Source organism: Luteimonas sp. gir, from assembly GCF_037198055.1.
GTDB classification, from domain to species: Bacteria; Pseudomonadota; Gammaproteobacteria; order Xanthomonadales; family Xanthomonadaceae; genus Luteimonas; species Luteimonas citri_A.
This window is the reverse complement of sequence record NZ_JBBAXQ010000008.1, coordinates 144,123-163,171: the sequence shown is the minus strand read 5'-3', so window position 1 is coordinate 163,171 and position 19,049 is coordinate 144,123. Positions and strand designations below refer to the sequence as shown.

The 19,049-nt window shown below is 71.0% G+C and carries 21 protein-coding genes; all 21 read right to left on the bottom strand.

Annotated features, from left to right (window positions below; genetic code table 11):
• A partial coding sequence (locus tag WAF18_RS11935) for an Hpt domain-containing protein (RefSeq protein ID WP_337245279.1) occupies positions 1-703 on the bottom strand: 703 nt, incomplete at its 3' end.
• A 3-nt stretch (positions 704-706) separates the two neighbouring features.
• On the bottom strand, positions 707-1,324 hold the full coding sequence (locus tag WAF18_RS11930; protein WP_337245278.1) for a protein phosphatase CheZ: 618 nt from the start codon (positions 1,322-1,324) through the stop codon (positions 707-709).
• Positions 1,321-1,713: a chemotaxis response regulator CheY gene (locus WAF18_RS11925; protein ID WP_183426876.1), complete on the bottom strand. Its 393-nt coding sequence runs from the start codon at positions 1,711-1,713 to the stop codon at positions 1,321-1,323. Before WAF18_RS11925 ends, WAF18_RS11930 begins: the two co-directional genes overlap by 4 nt.
• A gap of 22 nt (positions 1,714-1,735) precedes the next feature.
• Complete coding sequence (locus tag WAF18_RS11920) at positions 1,736-2,491, bottom strand: RNA polymerase sigma factor FliA (protein ID WP_337245277.1); 756 nt, start codon at positions 2,489-2,491, stop codon at positions 1,736-1,738.
• Complete coding sequence (locus WAF18_RS11915; RefSeq protein ID WP_183426878.1) at positions 2,488-3,339, bottom strand: MinD/ParA family protein; 852 nt, start codon at positions 3,337-3,339, stop codon at positions 2,488-2,490. The genes WAF18_RS11920 and WAF18_RS11915 overlap by 4 nt, the downstream gene beginning before the upstream one ends.
• Positions 3,326-4,867: a flagellar biosynthesis protein FlhF gene (gene flhF, locus WAF18_RS11910; protein ID WP_337245276.1), complete on the bottom strand. Its 1,542-nt coding sequence runs from the start codon at positions 4,865-4,867 to the stop codon at positions 3,326-3,328. Before flhF ends, WAF18_RS11915 begins: the two co-directional genes overlap by 14 nt.
• A gap of 170 nt (positions 4,868-5,037) precedes the next feature.
• On the bottom strand, positions 5,038-7,107 hold the full coding sequence (gene flhA, locus WAF18_RS11905; protein ID WP_337245287.1) for a flagellar biosynthesis protein FlhA: 2,070 nt from the start codon (positions 7,105-7,107) through the stop codon (positions 5,038-5,040).
• An 8-nt stretch (positions 7,108-7,115) separates the two neighbouring features.
• Positions 7,116-8,255, bottom strand: coding sequence for a flagellar biosynthesis protein FlhB (flhB, locus tag WAF18_RS11900; RefSeq protein WP_337245286.1), 1,140 nt, complete (start codon positions 8,253-8,255; stop codon positions 7,116-7,118).
• A 79-nt stretch (positions 8,256-8,334) separates the two neighbouring features.
• A complete protein-coding gene (fliR, locus tag WAF18_RS11895; RefSeq protein WP_337245275.1) occupies positions 8,335-9,132 on the bottom strand; it encodes a flagellar biosynthetic protein FliR in 798 nt (265 codons plus the stop codon).
• A gap of 28 nt (positions 9,133-9,160) precedes the next feature.
• Positions 9,161-9,430: a flagellar biosynthetic protein FliQ gene (locus tag WAF18_RS11890; RefSeq protein ID WP_183426883.1), complete on the bottom strand. Its 270-nt coding sequence runs from the start codon at positions 9,428-9,430 to the stop codon at positions 9,161-9,163.
• Complete coding sequence (gene fliP, locus WAF18_RS11885) at positions 9,427-10,200, bottom strand: flagellar type III secretion system pore protein FliP (protein WP_337245274.1); 774 nt, start codon at positions 10,198-10,200, stop codon at positions 9,427-9,429. Before fliP ends, WAF18_RS11890 begins: the two co-directional genes overlap by 4 nt.
• A gap of 1 nt (position 10,201) precedes the next feature.
• Positions 10,202-10,564, bottom strand: a complete 363-nt coding sequence (gene fliO / locus WAF18_RS11880; protein WP_183427101.1) for a flagellar biosynthetic protein FliO — start codon at positions 10,562-10,564, stop codon at positions 10,202-10,204.
• 218 nt (positions 10,565-10,782) lie between these two features.
• The gene (fliN, locus tag WAF18_RS11875) at positions 10,783-11,127 is read right to left on the bottom strand and encodes a flagellar motor switch protein FliN (RefSeq protein WP_183426885.1); all 345 of its coding nucleotides are present in this window, start codon (positions 11,125-11,127) and stop codon (positions 10,783-10,785) included.
• Positions 11,124-12,137, bottom strand: a complete 1,014-nt coding sequence (gene fliM / locus WAF18_RS11870; protein ID WP_337245273.1) for a flagellar motor switch protein FliM — start codon at positions 12,135-12,137, stop codon at positions 11,124-11,126. Before fliM ends, fliN begins: the two co-directional genes overlap by 4 nt.
• 10 nt (positions 12,138-12,147) lie before the next feature.
• Positions 12,148-12,636 (bottom strand): flagellar basal body-associated FliL family protein, encoded by a 489-nt coding sequence (locus tag WAF18_RS11865; protein WP_337245272.1) that lies wholly within the window; start codon positions 12,634-12,636, stop codon positions 12,148-12,150.
• Positions 12,637-12,813: 177 nt separating this feature from the next.
• The gene (locus tag WAF18_RS11860) at positions 12,814-13,890 is read right to left on the bottom strand and encodes a flagellar hook-length control protein FliK (protein ID WP_337245271.1); all 1,077 of its coding nucleotides are present in this window, start codon (positions 13,888-13,890) and stop codon (positions 12,814-12,816) included.
• Positions 13,887-14,333 (bottom strand): flagellar export protein FliJ, encoded by a 447-nt coding sequence (gene fliJ / locus WAF18_RS11855; RefSeq protein WP_183426888.1) that lies wholly within the window; start codon positions 14,331-14,333, stop codon positions 13,887-13,889. Before fliJ ends, WAF18_RS11860 begins: the two co-directional genes overlap by 4 nt.
• On the bottom strand, positions 14,330-15,721 hold the full coding sequence (locus tag WAF18_RS11850; protein ID WP_337245270.1) for a FliI/YscN family ATPase: 1,392 nt from the start codon (positions 15,719-15,721) through the stop codon (positions 14,330-14,332). Before WAF18_RS11850 ends, fliJ begins: the two co-directional genes overlap by 4 nt.
• Positions 15,718-16,338: a FliH/SctL family protein gene (locus WAF18_RS11845; RefSeq protein WP_337245269.1), complete on the bottom strand. Its 621-nt coding sequence runs from the start codon at positions 16,336-16,338 to the stop codon at positions 15,718-15,720. The genes WAF18_RS11850 and WAF18_RS11845 overlap by 4 nt, the downstream gene beginning before the upstream one ends.
• A complete protein-coding gene (fliG, locus tag WAF18_RS11840) occupies positions 16,335-17,327 on the bottom strand; it encodes a flagellar motor switch protein FliG (protein WP_183427103.1) in 993 nt (330 codons plus the stop codon). Before fliG ends, WAF18_RS11845 begins: the two co-directional genes overlap by 4 nt.
• A 10-nt stretch (positions 17,328-17,337) precedes the next feature.
• The gene (gene fliF, locus WAF18_RS11835; RefSeq protein WP_337245268.1) at positions 17,338-19,038 is read right to left on the bottom strand and encodes a flagellar basal-body MS-ring/collar protein FliF; all 1,701 of its coding nucleotides are present in this window, start codon (positions 19,036-19,038) and stop codon (positions 17,338-17,340) included.
• Positions 19,039-19,049 lie beyond the last annotated feature (11 nt).

Here is a 19,049-nt window from a genome sequence, read left to right as displayed (position 1 = left end):
GCGCGCCGTGCAGCTGGTCGAGCAGCGCTTCGAATTCGTCGTCGTCGATGGTGTCGCCACCCGCGGCCGGTGCGGCGGCGACCGGCGTGGCGCCTGGGGCGGCCTTGCCGTGCAACTGATCGAGCAGGGCTTCGAACTCGTCGTCGTCGATCGGATCGTTCGGGCCTGGTGCGGGCGCCGGGGCCGATGCGCCGGGCGCCGCGTTGCCGTGCAACTGGTCGAGCAGCGCCTCGAACTCGTCATCGTCGATCATCTCGCCGCCCGCGGCAGACGGTGCGGCGACGGTCGGGGCCGCACGGGCGGCCGGGCCCGGTGCAACGGGGGCGGCGGTGTCGAGCGCGAATCCGGCAATCAGCTCGGGCGGCGCATGCGGCACGTCGCTGCCGGTTTCGACCGCGTCGACCATCGCCTGCAGCCAGTCGAGCGACTGCTGCGCGGCGTCGAAATGCCGCGGCAACAAGGTCGCGGCGCCCGAGCGTGCGGCGCCCAGCGTTTCCTCCGCGGCATGGCACAGCTCGACCAGCGCGGTTGCGCCGAGGAAGCCGGCGCCGCCCTTGAGGGTGTGGAAGGCGCGGAAGACCGCGTTGAGCTGTTCGCGGTCGTCCGGCGACTGCTCCAGTTCGACCAGTTGCCCGCCCAGGTCGACGAGCAGCTCGCGTGCCTCGAGCACGAAATCGGCGGCGATGTCGGGCGAGAACTGCATCGCTCAGAGTCCCAGGCGCGAGAGCAGGTCGTCGGCGTCGTCCTGGCCGACGGTGCCGGTGTCGAGCCCGGCAACGGCCGGGCCGACGGCCCGCAGACGGTCCTGTTCGCCGTCGGCGGGCGGCAGCCCGAGGGCGCCGAAGCCTTCGTGCACGCCGCGCACGATGCCGGCGACGCGGCGGATGATCTGCCCGCCCAGGTCCTGGTGGCTCTGCGCCAGCGCCATCTCGCGCAGGTTCTCGCGCAGCGCGTCGATGGTCGCGGTCTGCGCGGCGTCCAGCGTGCCGGCGCGCAACTGGGCGACGTGCGCGCGGCTGTCCTCGATCAGATCGAGCGTGCGGTGGGTGGCCTGCTCGGTCATCGTCACCACGTGGTCGAGGCGGGCGCAGGCATCGTCGAGCCCACCTTGCGCGGGTGCGGCCGGCAGCGTGTCGAGCGCCTGCGCCAGTTCGCGCGCCAGCCGGCCCAGGCCGTCGACCAGGGTGCGTGCGCGGGCGGCGGCGAGTGCGTCGACCTGCCGACGCCAGCCGGCCTCGTCGCCGCGTTCGAGCGCTTCGAGCGCGTCGTGCAGCAGCCCTGCGAGCTGGCTGCGGTCGGTGGTCACCGCGACGGTGGCGGTCACGCCGCGCCTCCCAGGCGCTCGAAGATCTTGCCAAGCTTCTCCGACAGCGTCTGCGCGGTGAACGGCTTGATGATGTAGCCGTTCACGCCGCTCTGCGCCGCCTCGATGATCTGCTCGCGCTTGGCCTCGGCGGTGACCATCATCACCGGCAGCGCGCGGAACTTGGGGTCGGCGCGGATCGCGCGCAGCAACTCGATGCCGGTCATGCCGGGCATGTTCCAGTCGGTGATGACCAGGTCGACCGCATCCTGGCGCAGCACGGCCATCGCGCTGTTGCCGTCCTCGGCTTCGACGGTGTTGTTGAAGCCCAGGTCCGACAACAGATTCTTGACGATGCGGCGCATCGTCGAGAAGTCGTCGACCACGAGGATACGGATGTTCTTGTTCAAAGCGGGCTCCACGGGTGGGGCATCAGTCGGCGTTGCCGATGCCGGTATCTGCGAGTTCGAAGGCGGACAGGCGGCCGCGCAGGCGCACCACGGCCTGGCCGTGGATCTGGCATACGCGCGATTCGCTCACGCCCAGTACCGCGCCGATCTCCTTGAGGTTGAGTTCCTGTTCGTAGTACAGCGACAGCACCAGCTGTTCGCGCTCGGGCAGCAGGGTGATCGCCGCGGCCAGTTCCCGGCCGAACTCGCTGCGTACCAGGTGTTCCTGCGGCGTCGGTCCGCCGTCGCGGTTGGCCGGCTCGACCTCGCCGTGGTCCTCGACGTGCGAGTCCAGGCTCAGCACCTGGCCGCGGGCGGCGTCTTCGAGCAGACGTTGATAGTCGGCCAGCGGCATCTGCAACTTGGCCGCGACCTCCTGGGCGCTGGCGGCGCGGCCGCTGGCCTGCTCGATCTCGCGGATTGCGGCGGCGGCTTCGCGTGCACGGCGATGGACCGAGCGCGGCACCCAGTCGCCGCGGCGGATCTCGTCGATCATCGCGCCGCGGATGCGGATCGAGGCATAGGTCTCGAACGAGGCGCCCTGTTCGGCGTCGTAGCTGCGCGAGGCCTCGAGCAGGCCGATCATGCCGGCCTGGATCAGGTCGTCGATCTCGACGCTGGCCGGCAGCCGCGCAGCGATGTGATGGGCGATGCGGCGCACCAATTCGGCATGCACCACGACCGGATCCGGCGCGCTGGCGCGCTGGACCGCCTGGTACTGGCGGGCGGCGGCGTTCATGCGGCCGCTCCCTGGCGCAGCAGGCGATCGACGAAGAATTCGACGTGGCCACGCGGCGCGGTCGGCGCCTGCCAGCGCGCGACGCGACGTGCGATCTCCACCAGCGCTTGCGACGACGGGCTGCCCGGGTAGGCGCGCACCACCGCCTGCTGGCGCTGGACCGCGGCGCGCAGCCACTCGCATTGCGGCACTGCGCCCAGGTAGTTCAGCGAGACGTCGCCGATGAAGCGCTCACACACGCGCACCAGCTTGTCGTACAGCGCGCGGCCCTCCTGCGGGCTGCGTACCATATTGGCGACGACCTGGATCCGGTCCAGGCCGCGCTCGCGCGCAAGCACCTTGATCAGTGCATACGCATCGGTGAGTGAGGCCGGCTCGTCGCAGACCACGACCACTGCGTCCTGCGCGGCCTGGCAGAAGGTCAGCACCGAGTCGGTGATGCCGGCGGCGGTATCGACCACCAGCACATCGAGCTCGCGCTCAAGCTCGTTGAAGACGTTGACCAGGCCGGCATGCTCGATCGGACGCAGCTCGGCCATGTGCCGGCGGCCGGAGGCGGCGGGCACGATCAGCACGCCCGCCGGGCCCTCGATGATCGCCTCGTCGAGCGTGCAGCGCCCGGCCACGAGGTCGGCCAGCGTGAAGCGCGGCGACAGGCCCAGCAGCACATCCAGATTGGCCAGGCCCAGGTCCGCGTCGAGCAGCATCGTGCGCTGACCCATGCCGGCCAGTGCGATGGCGAGGTTGGCCGACACGTTGGTCTTGCCGACGCCGCCCTTGCCGCCGGTGACGGCGAGGGTGCGGACGGGCGCGAACGGGGCGGGGGCGGGCAGGTCAGGCGACGGCATGGTGGGACTTCTGGGCGTCGGGGTCGTGGAGATCGTGCGTGGGGACGATCGGCTTATCGGCATCGCGGCGGAGATCTTCAAGCCGCAATGCCAGATGGGCGGCATTGGCGCGATGCAGGTCGTCGGGAATGCGCTGGCCGTCGGCGATCCAGGTCAGCGGCAGGGCGTGATCGACGGCGACCGACAGCACGCTGCCCAGCCGCCCGGTCTCGTCGAGCTTGGTCAGCACCGCGCCCTGCGGGCGGGCACCCTCGAAGCGGCGGACGACTTCGTCGAGGTCGGCGAAATGGGTGTTGGCGGGCAGCACGAGCAGGGTGCGGATCTGACGCGCGGCGCGCAGCCAGTGCAGTTGGCCGGCCAGGGCGCGGTCGCGCTGACTGAGCCCGGCGGTGTCGACCAGCACCAGCCGGTAGTCGCGCAGGCGCTGCAGCAACTGGACCAGCCCGGTCTCGCTGTCGGCCTCGTGCACCGCGATGCCGAGCTGCCGGCCGTAGCTGTGCAGTTGTTCGCGGCCGCCCACGCGCACGGTGTCGGTGGTCACCAGTGCCACGTCGCGGGCCTGGTGGCGGGCGACGTACCGTGCGGCGAGCTTGGCGATGGTCGTGGTCTTGCCGGCGCCGGTCGGGCCGACCAGCGCGATGACCCCGGCCTCCTCCAGCGGGTCGATCGGGCAGATCGGCAGGCGCTTGGACAGCAAGGCCAGCATCAGGCCGCGGACGCGGTGGGCCGGGGTGTCGGCCGGCACCTGCAAGGCGATGTCGCGGGTGATGCCGGCATCGAAGCCGTAGTCTTCCATCAGTTCCATGACCTGGCCGCGGGCCGGGGACCCGCGCAGGCGCTCGTCGGTCAGGCGCGCCATCTCGCGCTCGATCATCTGCCGCATCTGCGCCAGTTCCTCGCGCATCTGCGCCAGCTCGCCGTCGCTGCTCGGCGCCGGCGGTGCGGGCACGGCGACGAGGGCGGGCGGCGTGGCGACCGGGGCCGGCGGCATCGAGGTATGCGCGATGGGCGCGGCCACATCCGGCGCGGGCGCGGGCGGTTCGGGCGGCGCCTGCGACGGAATTCCGTCGTCTTCGGCGGCCCATGTCGCCGCGGCGGAGCGACGGCGCCCGAGCAGCTCGGCAAACGACGGAAATCCGGCGCCGGCGTCCGCGAGCTCGGCGTGCAGGGCCTCGGTGATCGCTGCGGGCGGCGGGTCGGCGACTGCCGCATGGACCACCGCCTGTGGCGGCGCAGCCGCCTCGGCCGGTGCCAAGGCACGCAGCCAGCGTTCGGCGGGCGAGTCGTCGCGGGCGTCGGCGGCCTGCGCCTGCGGCGGCTCGGCAGGCGAGGCGGCCGGTGCCTCGCGCCGCTGGGCCTCGTCGAGGGCGCGCTGGACCACGCTTTCGTCGTAGTTGCTGGCCGCGACAATCTCCACGCCCTCGTCGGTGCGGCGATTGGACAGGATCACGGCATCGGGCCCGTGCGCGGCCCGCACCATCTGCAGGGCGCTGCGCATGTCGGCGGCGACGAAACGGCGGATGTTCATGGGCGGCGGCCGGAGATGAGGAATGGGGCATGCGGCCTGGCGCAGGCGAGGGCACTGCGCCGGTCGGGGCGGCCTTGGGGGGCGCTGGGGTGTCGTGCGTGCATCGTGCGTTCTCCGTGGCGGGGCCCTGCGTTCACCAGTCCCCAGTCCCTACAACAAAGTCCCGCGCTTCAACTGATCGTCCCCAGCAACTTGAGCCGCTTGTCTTCGGGGACTTCGGTGTAGGCCAGCACCGACAGGGTCGGGACGCTGTGCCGGACCAGACGCGCGAGCGCGGCGCGGACCTGGCCGGGGACCAGCACCACTGCCGGTTCGTTCCTGGCCTCCTGCTGGCCGGCGCAATCGGCCAGGCTCTGCTGCAGACGTTCGGCCAGGCCCGGCTCCAGCGCAGCGCCGGTCCCTTGCGCGGAATCCTGCAAGACCCGTTCCAGCGCGGGCGCCAGCGTGTAGACCGGCAACTCGGGCGCCGGGCCGGCGATCTCCTGGACGATGAAGCGGCCCAGCGCGGTGCGGACCGCGGCGGTGAGTTGACCGGGGTCCTGGGTGTGCGCGGCGTGCTCGACCAGTGCCTCGGCGATGCGGCGCAGCTGCCGGACGGGAATACGCTCGACCAGCAGGTTCTGCAGCACCCGGACCACCACCGCCAGCGGCAGCGCCTTGGGTGTGAGGTCCTCGGCGAGCTTGGGCGCGCTGCGCGCCAGGGTCGCCAGCAACTGCTGGACTTCCTCGTGCCCGAGCAGTTCGGGCGCCTGTTCGCGGACCAGGTGCGAGAGGTGGGTCGCGACCACGGTCGCCGGATCGACCACGGTGTAACCCGCGGCTTCGGCCTGGGCGCGCTGGATCGGCAGGATCCACAGTGCGTCGAGCCCGAACGCCGGGTCCTTGCCCGGAATGCCCTCGATCGGCTGCAGCGCGCCGCCTGGGTCGAGCGCCAGCAGGCGGTCGGGATGCACCTCGGCGGTCGCCACCGGCACGCCGTGGACAAGCAGCCGGTAGGCGGTGGGCGACAGTTCGAGGTTGTCGCGGATGTGCACCGGCGGAATCAGAAAGCCGATGTCCTGAGTGAGCTTGCGACGCACGGCCTTGATCCGCGCCATCAGCTCGCCGCCTTGGGCCTTGTCCACCAACGGAATCAGCCGATAACCGACCTCCAGGCCGAGCGGATCGACCGGGCGCAGGTCGTCCCAGCCGAGCTCCGCATTGGCGGCCTGCTCGGGCGCGGGCAGTGCGGCGTCCGGCGCGGCTGCGGCGCGTTCGGCCGCCAGGCTGCGCTTGCGCATCGTCCAGGCGCCGTAGCCGACCAGCGCGGCCAAGGTCAGGAAGGCGAGGTTCGGCATGCCGGGCACCAGCCCGACCACCAGCAGAATGACCGCCGCGATCGACAACGCCCGGTACTGGCCGAACACCTGCCCGGTCACCGCGCCGCCCATGTCCTGGGCCCGCGAAGCGCGGGTGACCAAGAGCGCGACCGCCGAGGACACCAGCAGCGACGGTAACTGCGACACCAGGCCGTCGCCGATCGACAGCAGGGTGTAGGTCGCCGCCGCGTCTCCGAACGGCATGCCGTGCTGGAGCATGCCGATCACCAGGCCGCCGATGATCGTCACGAACAGGATCAGGATGCCGGCGATCGCATCGCCGCGGATGAACTTGCTGGCGCCGTCCATCGCGCCGTAGAAATCGGCTTCCTGGCGGACTTCCTCGCGCCGGGCCTTGGCGTCCTCGCGGGTCAACAGGCCGGCATTGAGGTCGGCGTCGATCGCCATCTGCTTGCCGGGCATCGCATCGAGGATGAAGCGCGCGGTGACTTCCGAGACCCGGCCCGCACCCTTGGTGATGACCATGAAGTTGATGATGGTCAGGATCGCGAACGCGACGATGCCGACCGCGAAGTTGCCGCCGACGACGAACTCGCCGAACGACTCGATCACGTTGCCGGCTGCGCCCGGGCCGTTCTGACCGTGCAGCAGGATCACGCGCGTGGAGGCCACGTTCAGCGCCAGGCGCAGCATCGTGGTCATCAGCAGCACGATCGGGAAGATGCTGAAGTCCAGCGGGCGCTGCACGTAGACCACCGCCAGCAGCACCACCAGCGAGATCGCGATGTTGAAGCTGAAGAGCACGTCGAGCGCGAACGGCGGCAGCGGCACCACGACCATCGCCAGCAGCGCCAGCACCAGCAACGGCGCGCCCAGTCCATGGCGCAGCATGTCGAACAGGCGCTTGGGGCCGGACTGCATCACCGCGCTCACGGCTGCGCCCCCCGGCCGGTCGCGTCCTCATCGACTTCGACCGCCGACAGTTCGGGGTAGGGCTGGCCCGGCGCCCAACTGCGCAGCTGGTACACGTAGGACAGCACCTGGGCGACGGCGGCGTAGAGCTTCACGGGGATTTCCTGACCGATCTGCGCCTCCCGATACAAGACGCGTGCCAGCGGCGGCGCGGCGACCAGCGCAATGCGGTGCTGCTCGCCGACGGCGCGGATGCGCAGCGCCATTTCGTCCACGCCCTTGGCGATCACCTTCGGCGCGCGCATCGCCTCGCCCTCGTACTTGAGCGCGACTGCGTAATGCGTGGGATTGACCACGATCACGTCGGCACCGGGCAAGTCTTCCATCATCCGCCGCTGCGACATCTGCTGCTGCATCTGGCGGATGCGGCCCTTGACCTCCGGCCGGCCCTCGCTTTCCTTCATCTCCTCGCGCAGTTCCTGCCGCGTCATCTTGAGCTTCCGGCGCCAGTTCCATTTCTGGTACGGCGCATCGAGCAAGGCCAGCAGCAGCAAGGCCGCGGAGGTTGCCATCAGCATCCACAGCGCGAAGCCGAGGCCGGCGCCGGCGGCGGCCTCGAGTGGTTGGTCGAGCATGCTGCGCAGGCGATGCAGACCGGGCCACAGGAACAGCGCGGCCGCGGTGCCGACCAGGGCCACGCGCAACAGCGATTTGAGCAGTTCGGCCGCGCCCTCGGGGCCATAGATGCGCTTGAGGCCGGCCAGCGGGTTGAGCTTTTTCAGATCGGGCACCAGCCCCTTGGTCGAGGCGTTGAATCCACCCATCAGCGCCGGTGCGACCAGACAGGCGAGCAGCAGCACCAGCAGCAGCGGCGCCAGCAGCCACAGGAAGCCGAGCATCAGCTGACCGGCATGGCCGAACAGCATCTGCGGCGATTCGAGCATCGCCAGGTCCGGGGTCAGCGCCGCACGCATCCAGTCGAGTGCGCGCGCCGACAGGCCGCCGCCGGTGACCAGCAGCATGCACACGCCCGCGCCGAACACCGCCACGGTCGACAGTTCGCGCGAGCGCGGGACGTTGCCCTTCTCGCGTGCGTCGCGCAGTCGTTTTTCGCTGGGCTGTTCGGTCTTCTCCTGACCGTCTTCGTTCTCGGCCATCGTTGCCGGCATCGCAGGTGACGGGCTGTCCGCTGCAAGTCATATGCCGCGCGGGCGGTGCCTTGGCTCAGCCGCGGCCTCAACGCCCCAGCGGCAGCCGCGCGGCGGCATCGAAGGCCAAGTCGAACAACCGCTGGATCGGCGGGCCCAGTTCCCCGGCCAGCACTGCGATCAGCAACAGGCCCACGAGGACCGAGATCGGCAGGCCGAGCTGGATCGGATTGAGCGCCGGCGCGGCGCGAGACAGCACACCGAACGCGAGATTGACCGCGAGCATCGCGACCATGACCGGCAGCGCCAGCGAGACCGCGCCGCGCAGCACCAGCGCGAAGAACTCGGGGGCGACGCGCAACGTGGCCTCGAGCTCGGGCAACGCCGTGCCGATCGGCAGCGCCTCGTAGCTGCGCACGAGCAGCGCAACCAGCGCGAGATGGCCGTTGGCGGCGAAGAACAGCAGGCCGAAGGCCAGATAGAACCACTGGCTGATGATGCCGGAGTTGACCCCGCGCATCGGGTCGCTCATCTGTGCGAACGACAGGCCGGTGCCCTGCGAGATCAATTCGCCGGCCAGCGCCCCGGCCTCGAACACCAGGCGCAGCATGAATCCCATCGCAGCCCCGACCGCGAGCTCGCGGGCGATCGACAGCACGGTGGCGGCGTCGAAGCCGGTCCAGGCTGGCGGCGCGGGCAGGATCGGCGCCAGCGCCAGGCTCATCGCCAGCGCGACCATCACGCGGATCCGCGCCGGCAGCGCACGCGTGCCGATCATCGGCATCGCCATCAGCAGCGCGCCCACCCGCAGTGCGGTCCACAGCAACGCGCCGATCATGCCGAAGGCCGCCTGGCCATCGATCGCCATCTGGGTGGCGGCATCCATCAGCGGGGGCCTGCGCGCATCGCGGCGATCAGCCGATCAGATGCGGGATGCTGTGGAACAACGTCGTCGTGTAGTCGACGAGATAGCCGATCAGGAAGGCGCCGAGCGCAAACAGCGCGGCGGTCAGCGCGACCGCCTTGGCGACGAATGCGATCGTCGGCTCGTTGATCTGGGTGGCGGCCTGCAGCACGCCGACCACGACGCCAACCACCAGCACGGTAGCCAGCAGCGGGCCGCCGACCCACAGCGCGACTTCGAGGCCGCGGCGCAACTCGGTGAGGGCGAGTTCGGGGGTCATGGCAGGTTGAAACTGGCCGCCAGCGTGCCGACCGTCAGCACCCAGCCGTCCACGAGCACGAACAGCAGGATCTTGAACGGGGCGGAGACCAGCATCGGCGAGAGCATCATCATGCCCATCGACATCAGCACGCTGGCCACGACCAGGTCGATGATGATGAAGGGGATGAAGATCAGGAACCCGATCTCGAACGCGGTCTTGAGTTCGCTGGTCACGAACGAGGCGACCAGCACCTGGAACGGTACCTCGTCGGGACCGGCATAGGTGCCGTGTCCGGCAAGGCCGGCGAAGGTCATCAGGTCGGTTTCGCGGACCTGCGCCAGCATGAAGCCGCGCAGCGGCGCCGTGCCGAGGTCCCACGCGGTGCGGAAATCGATGCGGCCGTCGAGATAGGGCCCAAAGCCCGCATTCCAGGCCGATTCCCAGACCGGCGTCATCACCAGCGCGGTGAGAAACAGCGCCAGGCCGACGAGCACCTGGTTGGACGGCGTCTGGCCGGTGCCCAGCGCCTGGCGCAGCAGCGCGAGCACCACGATGATGCGGGTGAAGGCGGTCAGCACCAGCAGCATCGACGGGATTAGCGTGATCGCTGTCATCAACAGCAGGGTCTGCAGCGGCAGACTCACCGGCGCATCGCCGATCTGGCCGACGGTCACATCGGGCAATGCCGGCAGTTGCGGCGCGATCGCCGGGGCGGCGAGTGCCAGCACCGGCAGCAACAGGCACAGCGCGCCGGCCAAGCGTGCGAGCAAGCGGGAATGGCGGGACATATCAGGGGTCCTTGCGCAGCCGCTGGGCGAGCAGCTGCCTGAAATCGGGAAGCGACTTGAGCGTCGGCATCGCCAGCGGCGGTGCCTCGGCCAGCGGTGCGGGCAGCACGTGCAGCGTGCGCACGCCGCCGGCGCCGATGCCGACCAGCAACTGCTCGCCGCCGACCTGCAGCACCGCGGCGCGCTCCTTGCCGCCGAGTGGAATGCTGGCGACCACCCGCAGGCCGTCGGCCTGGCGCAGGCCGCTGCCGGGCAGGCGCTTGAGCAGCCAGGCCAGGCCGAGGATCAGCCCGAGCACCAGCACCAGTGCGACGAATGCACCGCCCAGGCCCGGGGCCTGCGGCGCATGGCTGCCGATCGGCATCGGTGTCGGCGCGCCGAGGCTGGCGAGCGGCGTGGCGGCCGCAGGGGCCGTGGCCGCAGCCTCGACGGGTATCGCCGGTGCATCCGGTGCCGCGTCCGTCCCACTGCCCGCGGCGCTGTCGACGCGGGGTGCCGGCGCCGCTGCTGCCGCGTCCGGCGCGGCCGACAGGGCCGCGGCCCGACCGGTCGCCGCGGCAGCGGGAAAGGCGCCTGCGACGATCACCGCAGTCTCCGGATCCGTTCGCTGGGGCTGACGACGTCGGTCAGGCGCACGCCGAAGCGATCATTGATGACCACGACTTCGCCATGCGCAATCAGCGTGCCGTTGACGTACACATCGAGCGGCTCGCCGGCGCCGCGCTCCAGCTCGACCACCGAACCGCGATTGAGCTGCAGCAGGTTGCGGATCGGCATGCGCGTGCGGCCGACTTCCAACGACAGCGCGACCGGCACGTCGAGGATGACGTCGAGATTGAGGTCGGCGGCATCGTCGGCGCGCTCGGCGCGCAGGTCGTCGAAGCGCGCGGGCTCGGCTGCGGATGCGGCGGGATCCTGGGGATTCATGCGGGCAGGTCCTGGACGGGGGTGGGGCGGGGCGATGGGGTGCCGGGCGGGCGTGTGTCGGTGATCTTCACCACGTTGCAACCGCCGGCGGTGCCGAAGCGGCCGGTGAAGACCGGGATGTCCTCCACGCAGATCGGCACTTCTTCAGGCAGCTCGATCGGCAGGATGTCGCCGACCTTCAATCGGGTCAGGCGGCGCAGGTCGATCGTGCGCTTGGCCAGGATGCTCGACACCGTGACCTCGGCCGACATCAGCTGCTCGCGCATCGACACGTTCCAGCTTTCGTCGCGGTCGACGCGATCGCTCTGGATGCCGGCATCGAGCAGTTCGCGGATCGGCTCGAGCATCGAATAGGGCAGGGTGATGTGGATCTCGCCGCCGCCACCTTCCAGTTCGACGTGGAAGCGGCTCACCACCACGTACTCGCGCGGCGTGACGATGTTGGCGAAGTGCGGGTTGATCTCGGAGTTGATGTACTCGCACTCCACGTCCAGCACTGGTGCCCAGGCCTCGGCCATGTCGGCGAAGGTCTGGCGCAGCATCAACTGGATCACCCGCATCTCGGTCGGGGTGAACTCCCGGCCTTCGATGCGGGTCGGGTAGCGGCCGTCGCCGCCGAAGAAGTTGTCGACGACTGCGAACACCAGCTTGGGCTCGAACACGATCAGGCCGGTGCCGCGCAGCGGCTTGAACTTGATCAGGTTGAGGTTGGTCGGCACATAGAGCTGGTGCAGGTAGTCGCCGAACTTGATCAGGTCGATGCCGCGCACCGACAGGTCGGCCGAGCGGCGGATCAGGTTGAACAGGCCGATCCGCCACAACCGCACAAAGCGCTCGTTGACCATCTCCAGCGTCGGCATGCGCCCGCGGATGATGCGGTCCTGGCTGGCGAAGTCGTAGGTCCGCGCCTCGCCCGGATCGGCCTGCGGCTCGGTGTCCACCGCGCCCGAGTCGACGCCGTGCAGCAGCGCGTCGATCTCGTCCTGCGACAGCAGGTCGTTGGGATTCATGCCGCTCGCCTCACTGGGTCACGAAGCTGGTGAACAGCAGCGCCTCGGCACGCGGCTTGCCGGTTTCCTCGGTCATCAGCGTCTGCACCTCGCTCAGCGCCTGCGCGCGCAGCGCCTCCTTGCCCTGACGCGTGGCCACGGTGCCGGCGGTCTGCTGCGAGAACAGCATCAGCAACCGCGCGCGCAGCGCCGGCTCGTGGTGCTGGAGCTGGGCGACATCGAGTGGATCGCGGGTGACCAACTGCACTTCGACCTGCAGGTAGCGCGGTCCCTCGCTGTCGTCGCCGAGGTTGACGACGAACGGCGGCGCCATCGGCAGGTACTGGGCCTGCGCCGGCAGCACGGGTTTCGGCGGGCCCGGGTTGTTGCGCAGGTGCAGCGCTGCGGCGCCGCCGGCGGCCGCCAAGGCAAGCAGCACAAGGCCGCCGAGGATCGGCCACAGCAGCTTGCGCCGCTTCTTGGGAGGAGACTTGGGTTGGGGATCGGCAGCGGCGGCCACGGGGTGGGTCCGAAAGGGAATGCCTGCCTGCCGATGCAATCGCCGTGCCGTTCTGGCGACGGCGGATCGTCGCGCGGCGTACGCGTGGCCGTGCCGGAGGGTTGGAGGACGGCGCAGCGCGCCCGCCGCGGCGCGCTGCGCCGCCACTGGAAGGCCGTCGCGGGATCGACGCCCTGCCTAGGCGTAAGCGTCGAGCAGGCCGATCCGCCGGGTCGTCGGGGCGGGCGTCGGCAGCGTCTCGGGGCCGTGATCCTGCCGAGAAGCGGATGCCGGGTGCCCGGCCGGCGACGACATTCCTTCGCGTGCGTCCGAGCCGCCGTCGTGGCCGACGCCGGCATGCGCGAGCTGGAAGCCGTGTTCGCCGAGCAGGTCGCGCAGCCGCGGCAAGCCCTGTTCCAGGGCGTCGCGGGTCTGTGCGTGCGGACTGACGAAGTCGGCGGCGATGCGATCGCCGTCGAGCTGCAGACGCACCTCGATCGGACCCAGATCCTGGGGCGTGACGCGGATGCGGGCATGGCCGATCTTCTGGCCGGCCATCCATTCGAGCTGCGCGCCCAGTTGGTCCTCGAACTCCCCGCCATGGAGATCGGGCGTCGGCAGTGGCGCATCGAGCAGCGGCGGCGGGGCGCGTACAGCCGCCGCAGGGGCGCCCGGCAGGGCGAATGCGATCGGCGCCGGGGCCTCGCCGGGATCGGGCGCGGGTTCGCCGGCCGGTAATGCTGCGGCGATGTCGGCGGCGGCGACGGTCGCGAGCGCAGCCTCGTCGCCGGATGCGGTATCGGGCGACAGCGCGAGCGCGGGCATGCGGGGCACGGCTGCCGTCGCAACTGCGGGGCTTGCCGATGCCTGGGGCGGGCTCAAGGCCTCCGGCACTGCGGCAGTCTCGCCAGGCGGCTCGGCAAGCGGCATCGCAGCCAGACCCGGCAGCCCGGCCAGGCCTGCGGGCGGCCACGGCATCGGCTCGACAGGCAGTGGCTGGGGTCCGGTCGCGGCAGCCGATTCGCGGTCTTCGGGCGCTGGTGCGGTGTCGGGTGACGCCGCGGCATCGACCTCGTCAGAAGCGCGGTCGTCGCTCCGCGCCTGCGGGGCGCGCCGCTGCGCCGAGGCGTCGGCACTGCGCTGTGCCTGTCGCCGCTCGAGTGCGCGGGCGAATCCGTCCTCGCTGCCGGCGGGGCTGGGCGACGCGCCGGGACCGCGTGCGGCCACGGATGTCGCGCCGATGCCGGTGGTCGCGGTGGTCGCCAGTGGGGTCATGCGTCCTGGCCCTCGGCCGCGGCAAGGCGCACGCGGCGCGCGCCCAGGTCGTCGAGTTCGCGCTGCGAGCGACGCTCGTCGACCTGGCGCTCCTGCGCGCGATAACTGGCGGCCAGTTGCTCGAGCACCTGCTTGTCGCGACTGGCCAGCAGCAGCCGGCCACGCTCGAGCTCGACCGTCTGCCGGCTCTGATCGACTGTGCGGCTCTGCTGCTCGACGGCGCTCTCCAACCGCTCGAGGAAGGCGCGGCGGTTGGCGAGTTGGGCCGGGCTGGTCGCCGCGAGCTGGCTGTGCGCGTACTCGTCGGCATAGCGGCGCAGTTCGGCCAGGCGGGCCTCGTGCTCGTCGAGCGAGGACTGGCGCTGGGCGAGCACGCGCGCCGCGGCATCCTCGTGGTCCTGGGCGCGGCTGAGCAGCGGATCGATGCGTCGGGACTGTTTCATGCGGCGGATTCCTCGGGTTGCAGCAGGCGTTCGAGTGCCTCTCGGCTGTGGTGCAGGTCGGCGGCGCGCGCGATGTCCTGGCCCAGGAAGCCGACGATCTCTGGCCAGCGCGCCAGTGCCTCGTCGACGGCCGGGTCGCCGCCGCGCTGGTAGGCGCCGATGGCAATCAGGTCGCGGTTGGCGTTGTAGGCGCTGACCAGGCGCTTGAGTGCGCGGATGCGGTCGCGCCACTCGACATCGGCGATCTCGGTGACCACGCGGCTGACCGACGACTCGACGTCGATCGCCGGATACAGGCCGGCGTCGGCGATCCGGCGCGAGAGCAGAATGTGGCCGTCGAGAATCGCGCGGGCGGCATCGGCGATCGGGTCCTGCGGATCGTCGCCCTCGGTCAGCACGGTGTAGAACGCGGTGATCGAGCCGCGGCCCTTGGCGCCGTTGCCGGCGCGCTCGACCAGGGCCGGCAGCTTGGCGAAAACCGACGGCGGATAGCCGCGCGTGGTCGGCGGCTCGCCGACCGACAGCCCGATCTCGCGCTGGGCCTGGGCGAAGCGGGTCAGCGAGTCCATCAGCAGCAGCACGTTGAGGCCCTGGTCGCGGAACCACTCGGCGATCGCAGTCGCACGATACGCACCGTGCAGGCGCGCCAGCGGCGGTCGGTCGGCCGGGGCGGCGACCACGACCGCACGTCTGAGCCCGTCCTCCCCGAGCGTGGTCTCGACGAAGTCGCGTACCTCGCGGCCGCGCTCGCCGATCAGGCCGACCACGATCACATCGGCCGAGGTGAAGCGGGTCATCATGCCCAGCAGCGTCGACTTGCCGACGCCCGAGCCGGCGAACAGGCCCACGCGCTGGCCGCGGCCGATCGGCAGCAGCGCGTTGATCGCGCGCACACCCACGTCCAGCGGCTGGGTGATCGGTTCGCGCGCCAGCGGGTTGATCGACACACCGGCCATGCCGACCGTGCCTTCGGCGCGGATCGGGCCCTTGCCGTCGAGCGGCACGCCGTCGCTGTCGATCACCCGGCCGAGCAGGCCTTCGCCGATCTCCACGCCGCCGCGGCGCTGCAGCGGCACGACGCGGGCATTGGGCAGCAGGCCGTGCAGTTCGGCGCTGGGCATCAGCGAGGTGCGCTCGCCGGCAAAGCCCACGACCTCGGCCTCGACCCAGCCGCCGTCGGCGACCTCGACCCGACAGGTTGCGCCCATCGGCGCCTCGCAGCCGACCGCCTCGAGCGTCAGCCCGACCGCGCGGCGCAGGATGCCTTCGCGGATCAGCCCGCGGCCTGCCGCCGGATCGGGCCCGGTGGTGTCCAGGCGTGCGGCCAGCCGCAGGTTGCGTGCAGCCAGCCAGTCGGCGGGATCGGCGCGGGGCAGGGAAGCACTCATCCGCGCGTCCCGGCACGACGCAGCACGGTGTCCAGTGCGCCGCGCAGTCGCGCCTCGAGACTGCCGTCGATGCGCACGCTCGGCGCATGCACGCGCAGGTCGCCGCGCGCCAGCGCCGGATCGGCGACCAGGCGGGTTTCGTCCGGCAACGCCAGCAGCGGCGTCAGCGAGGCGATGTCGTCGGGATGCAGGCGCACCTCGACCTCGCGCGCCGCGCCGCCGACCGCGTCGACGGCTTCGGCGACGAGTTCGGCCAGCAGCGCCGGCTCGGCCTCGTAGGCGCGGCCGACCAGGCCGCCGGCCACGCGCACGGCCAGTTCGCCGAGCGCGGCGACGACTTCGTTTTCCAGCCGCGCCAGCGGCCGTGAAAAGTTGTCGAGGATGCCCTCGATCTGCGCGGCCAGCCGGCGCATTTCCGCCTGCGCCTGCGCCAGGCCTTCGGCGCGACCCTGGGTCAGGCCTTCGGCATGGCCTTCGCGCTGGGCGTCGTCGCGGATGCGCTGGATCTCCTCGAGCGAGGGCGGGCGCGGCAGTTCGGCCGGGACCTCGGCCGCCACCGGGGCCAGGCTGGCGCCCGCGTCGAGCGCCGGTGCCAGCCAGCGCACCGCGCCGCTCATACCAGCGCCTCCGCGTTACCGCCGCCGCCCAGCGTCAGCGCGCCCTCATCGGCGAGCCGGCGCACGATGGTCAGGATCTCCTTCTGCGCCGACTCCACGTCCGACAGCCGGACCGGCCCGCGCGCCTCCATGTCCTCGATCAGGATCTCGGCCGCGCGTTGCGACATGTTGCGGGTGATCTTCTCGCGTACGCGCGGATCGGCGCCGCGCAGCGCGATGCCCAGGCGGTCGCCCGACACCTCGCGCAGCACGATCTGCAGCTCGCGGTCGTCGAGCTCGATCAGGTCGTCGAACACGAACATCAGGTCCTGGATGCGCTGGCACAGCTGCGGGTCGATCTTGCGGATCGCGCCCAGCAGGCCCTGGTCCTGACCCGATTCCATGAAGTTGAGGATGTTGGCCGCGACCTTGACCCCACCCACCGCCGACGACTTGAGGTTCTGGTTGCCGGCGAACTGGCGCTCCATGATCTCGTTGAGTTCGTTGAGCGCATTGGGCGGGATGCCGTCGAGCGTGGCGATGCGCAGCAGCACGTCGGCGCGGGTGCGCTCGGGCATCAGCTTGAGTGCATCGGCGGCCTGATCGGGATCGAGGTGCGACATCACGATCGCGATGATCTGCGGATGCTCGTGGCGCACGAGGTCGGCGATCGCGCGCGGGTCCATCCACTTGAGCGTGTCCAGCCCGGTGGTGTTGCGTCCCAGCAGGATGCGGTCGATCAGGCTGCCGGCCTTGTCGGCGCCCAGCGCCTGCACCAGCACCGCGCGGATGTAGTCGTCGGCGCCCACGCCGAGCGAGGTCTGCCGCTCCAGTGCGCCGTGGAAGTCGTCCATCACACCGGTCACCTGCTCGCGGCTGACAGGCCCCATGGTCGCCATCGCCAGGCCGAGTTTCTGCACTTCCTTGGCGCCCATGTGCTTGAGCACCTCGGCCGCATCGGCCTCGCCGAGCGAGAGCAGCAGCACCGCGGCGCGCTGCACGCCGGTCATATCCCCCATGTCAGGTGGTCGCTTCATCGCCCAGCCATCCCTTCACGACCTGCGCCACGCGCTTGGAATCTGTTTTCACTGCTTCGCGGGCCTGCCGCAGGCGGTCCTCATAAGCATCGGACGGCAGCGCGATCGTCGCCTGCGCATGCGCTGGCGCCGACAGCGCGCCGATCTGCGCGGTGTCGTCGGCAAGCGCCGGCAGCGCCTCGTCGTCGAGCATCACCACCTCGGCAGTCTCCGGGTCGGCAGCGCGCCGGGGCTTCGCCGACGGCCCGGTGATCTGACGCACCGCCGGGCGCACCACGCCGAACAGCAGCGCCAGCACGACCAGCGCACCGAGTGCGATCCGCGCAATATCGCGCAACATCGGCTGCTGCCACCACGGCAGCGCGCCGACGTCGTCGAGCGTTTCGCGCACGAACGGCGCGTTCATCACCGACACGACGTCGCCGCGGGCCTCGTCGAACCCCACCGCCTGGCGCACCAGCGCTTCGATGCGCTGCAGCTCGGCCGCGGTCAAGGGCTGCAACGTGGTCGCGCCGTCGGCGCCGGCACGCGGCACGTGGTCGACCAGCACCGCGGCGGTGACCCGGCGGATCCGGCCGCCCGGCTGGCGGGTGTGGCTGAGGGTGCGGTCGAGCTCGTAGTTGCGCGTCGCGCTCCGCGACGATTCGCCCGCGTTGCCCGCGGCCGCAGCCACTGCCGCATCGACCGGCGCCGGATTGGCGGCGGTGTCGGGCAGGTTGCTGGTCGCGCCGGGAATGCCCTGCGGGCCTGCGGGCGCGCTGTTCTCGCTGGTCTGTTCGCTGCGCAGCTTTGGCGGCTCGGCGTTGTAGAGCTCGCGCGCCTCTTCGCTGACCGAGAAGTCCATGTCCACGGTGACCTCGGCATTGACCCGGCCGGCGCCGGTCATCGGCTCGAGCAGTTCGCGGATGCGCTGGTTGAACGAGGTTTCCTGGCGCCGCGCCTGCTCGAACTGCTGCGCGCTCATCGCCGCGTCCGGATCCTGACGGCTGTCGCTGAGCAGACGGCCGTTCTGGTCGACGATGGTGACCCGCTCGGGCGCAAGGTCGGGGATGCTGGAGGCGACCAGGTGCACGATCGCGTCGACCTGACCGCGCTCGAGACTGGCGCCGCCGCGCAGCTCGAGCACCACCGAGGCGCTGGCGGCCTCGCGCTGGCGGGTGAAGGCGCTGGGCTTGGGAATGGCGAGGTGCACGCGGGCATCGCGCACCGGGCGCAGCGCGGCGATCGTGCGCACCAGTTCGGTCTCCAGTGCGTGCTGGTAGCGCGCGGTCTCGACGAACTGGCTGACGCCAAAGCCCGGGTCGCGCTCCATCAGTTCGAAGCCTAGACGGCCCGACTCGGTCAGTCCGGAGCCGGCGAGCTTCAGGCGGGCGTCGTGCACGTTCTGCTCGGGCACCGAGATCGCGCCTGTCGCCTGGTCGATGCGGAACGGGATCTGCGCGGTGCGCAGCAGATCGGTGGCTTCGGCCGTGGCCTTGGCGTCGAGACCGGCATAGAGCGGCACGTAGCCGGGCGTCTGCGACCAGAAGAACACGATCAGGCCGCCGGCGATGGCCGCGGCCAGCAACAGCATCTTGCCCAGGCGACGGGCGAGCTGCATCTTCTCCAGCCGGTCGAGCACCTCGACCGCCTTTCCGCCGGCCTTGTCGGCGTTGAAGACATCCTTGGGAAGCGGGATCGCCATGGCTCAGTCGG

What these genes read in the sequence shown, in the direction of transcription:
- WAF18_RS11920 (WP_337245277.1), bottom strand. Translation starts at nt 2,491, where the DNA reads ATGAACGCCGCCGCCCGCCAGTACCAGGCGGTCCAGCGCGCCAGCGCG.
- WAF18_RS11915 (WP_183426878.1), bottom strand. Translation starts at nt 3,339, where the DNA reads ATGCCGTCGCCTGACCTGCCCGCCCCCGCCCCGTTCGCGCCCGTCCGC.
- flhF (WP_337245276.1), bottom strand. Translation starts at nt 4,867, where the DNA reads ATGAACATCCGCCGTTTCGTCGCCGCCGACATGCGCAGCGCCCTGCAG.
- flhA (WP_337245287.1), bottom strand. Translation starts at nt 7,107, where the DNA reads ATGCAGTCCGGCCCCAAGCGCCTGTTCGACATGCTGCGCCATGGACTG.
- flhB (WP_337245286.1), bottom strand. Translation starts at nt 8,255, where the DNA reads ATGGCCGAGAACGAAGACGGTCAGGAGAAGACCGAACAGCCCAGCGAA.
- fliR (WP_337245275.1), bottom strand. Translation starts at nt 9,132, where the DNA reads ATGGATGCCGCCACCCAGATGGCGATCGATGGCCAGGCGGCCTTCGGC.
- WAF18_RS11890 (WP_183426883.1), bottom strand. Translation starts at nt 9,430, where the DNA reads ATGACCCCCGAACTCGCCCTCACCGAGTTGCGCCGCGGCCTCGAAGTC.
- fliP (WP_337245274.1), bottom strand. Translation starts at nt 10,200, where the DNA reads ATGTCCCGCCATTCCCGCTTGCTCGCACGCTTGGCCGGCGCGCTGTGC.
- fliO (WP_183427101.1), bottom strand. Translation starts at nt 10,564, where the DNA reads ATGCCGATCGGCAGCCATGCGCCGCAGGCCCCGGGCCTGGGCGGTGCA.
- fliN (WP_183426885.1), bottom strand. Translation starts at nt 11,127, where the DNA reads ATGAATCCCCAGGATCCCGCCGCATCCGCAGCCGAGCCCGCGCGCTTC.
- fliM (WP_337245273.1), bottom strand. Translation starts at nt 12,137, where the DNA reads ATGAATCCCAACGACCTGCTGTCGCAGGACGAGATCGACGCGCTGCTG.
- WAF18_RS11860 (WP_337245271.1), bottom strand. Translation starts at nt 13,890, where the DNA reads ATGACCCCACTGGCGACCACCGCGACCACCGGCATCGGCGCGACATCC.
- fliJ (WP_183426888.1), bottom strand. Translation starts at nt 14,333, where the DNA reads ATGAAACAGTCCCGACGCATCGATCCGCTGCTCAGCCGCGCCCAGGAC.
- WAF18_RS11850 (WP_337245270.1), bottom strand. Translation starts at nt 15,721, where the DNA reads ATGAGTGCTTCCCTGCCCCGCGCCGATCCCGCCGACTGGCTGGCTGCA.
- WAF18_RS11845 (WP_337245269.1), bottom strand. Translation starts at nt 16,338, where the DNA reads ATGAGCGGCGCGGTGCGCTGGCTGGCACCGGCGCTCGACGCGGGCGCC.
- fliG (WP_183427103.1), bottom strand. Translation starts at nt 17,327, where the DNA reads ATGACCGGCGTGCAGCGCGCCGCGGTGCTGCTGCTCTCGCTCGGCGAG.
- fliF (WP_337245268.1), bottom strand. Translation starts at nt 19,038, where the DNA reads ATGGCGATCCCGCTTCCCAAGGATGTCTTCAACGCCGACAAGGCCGGC.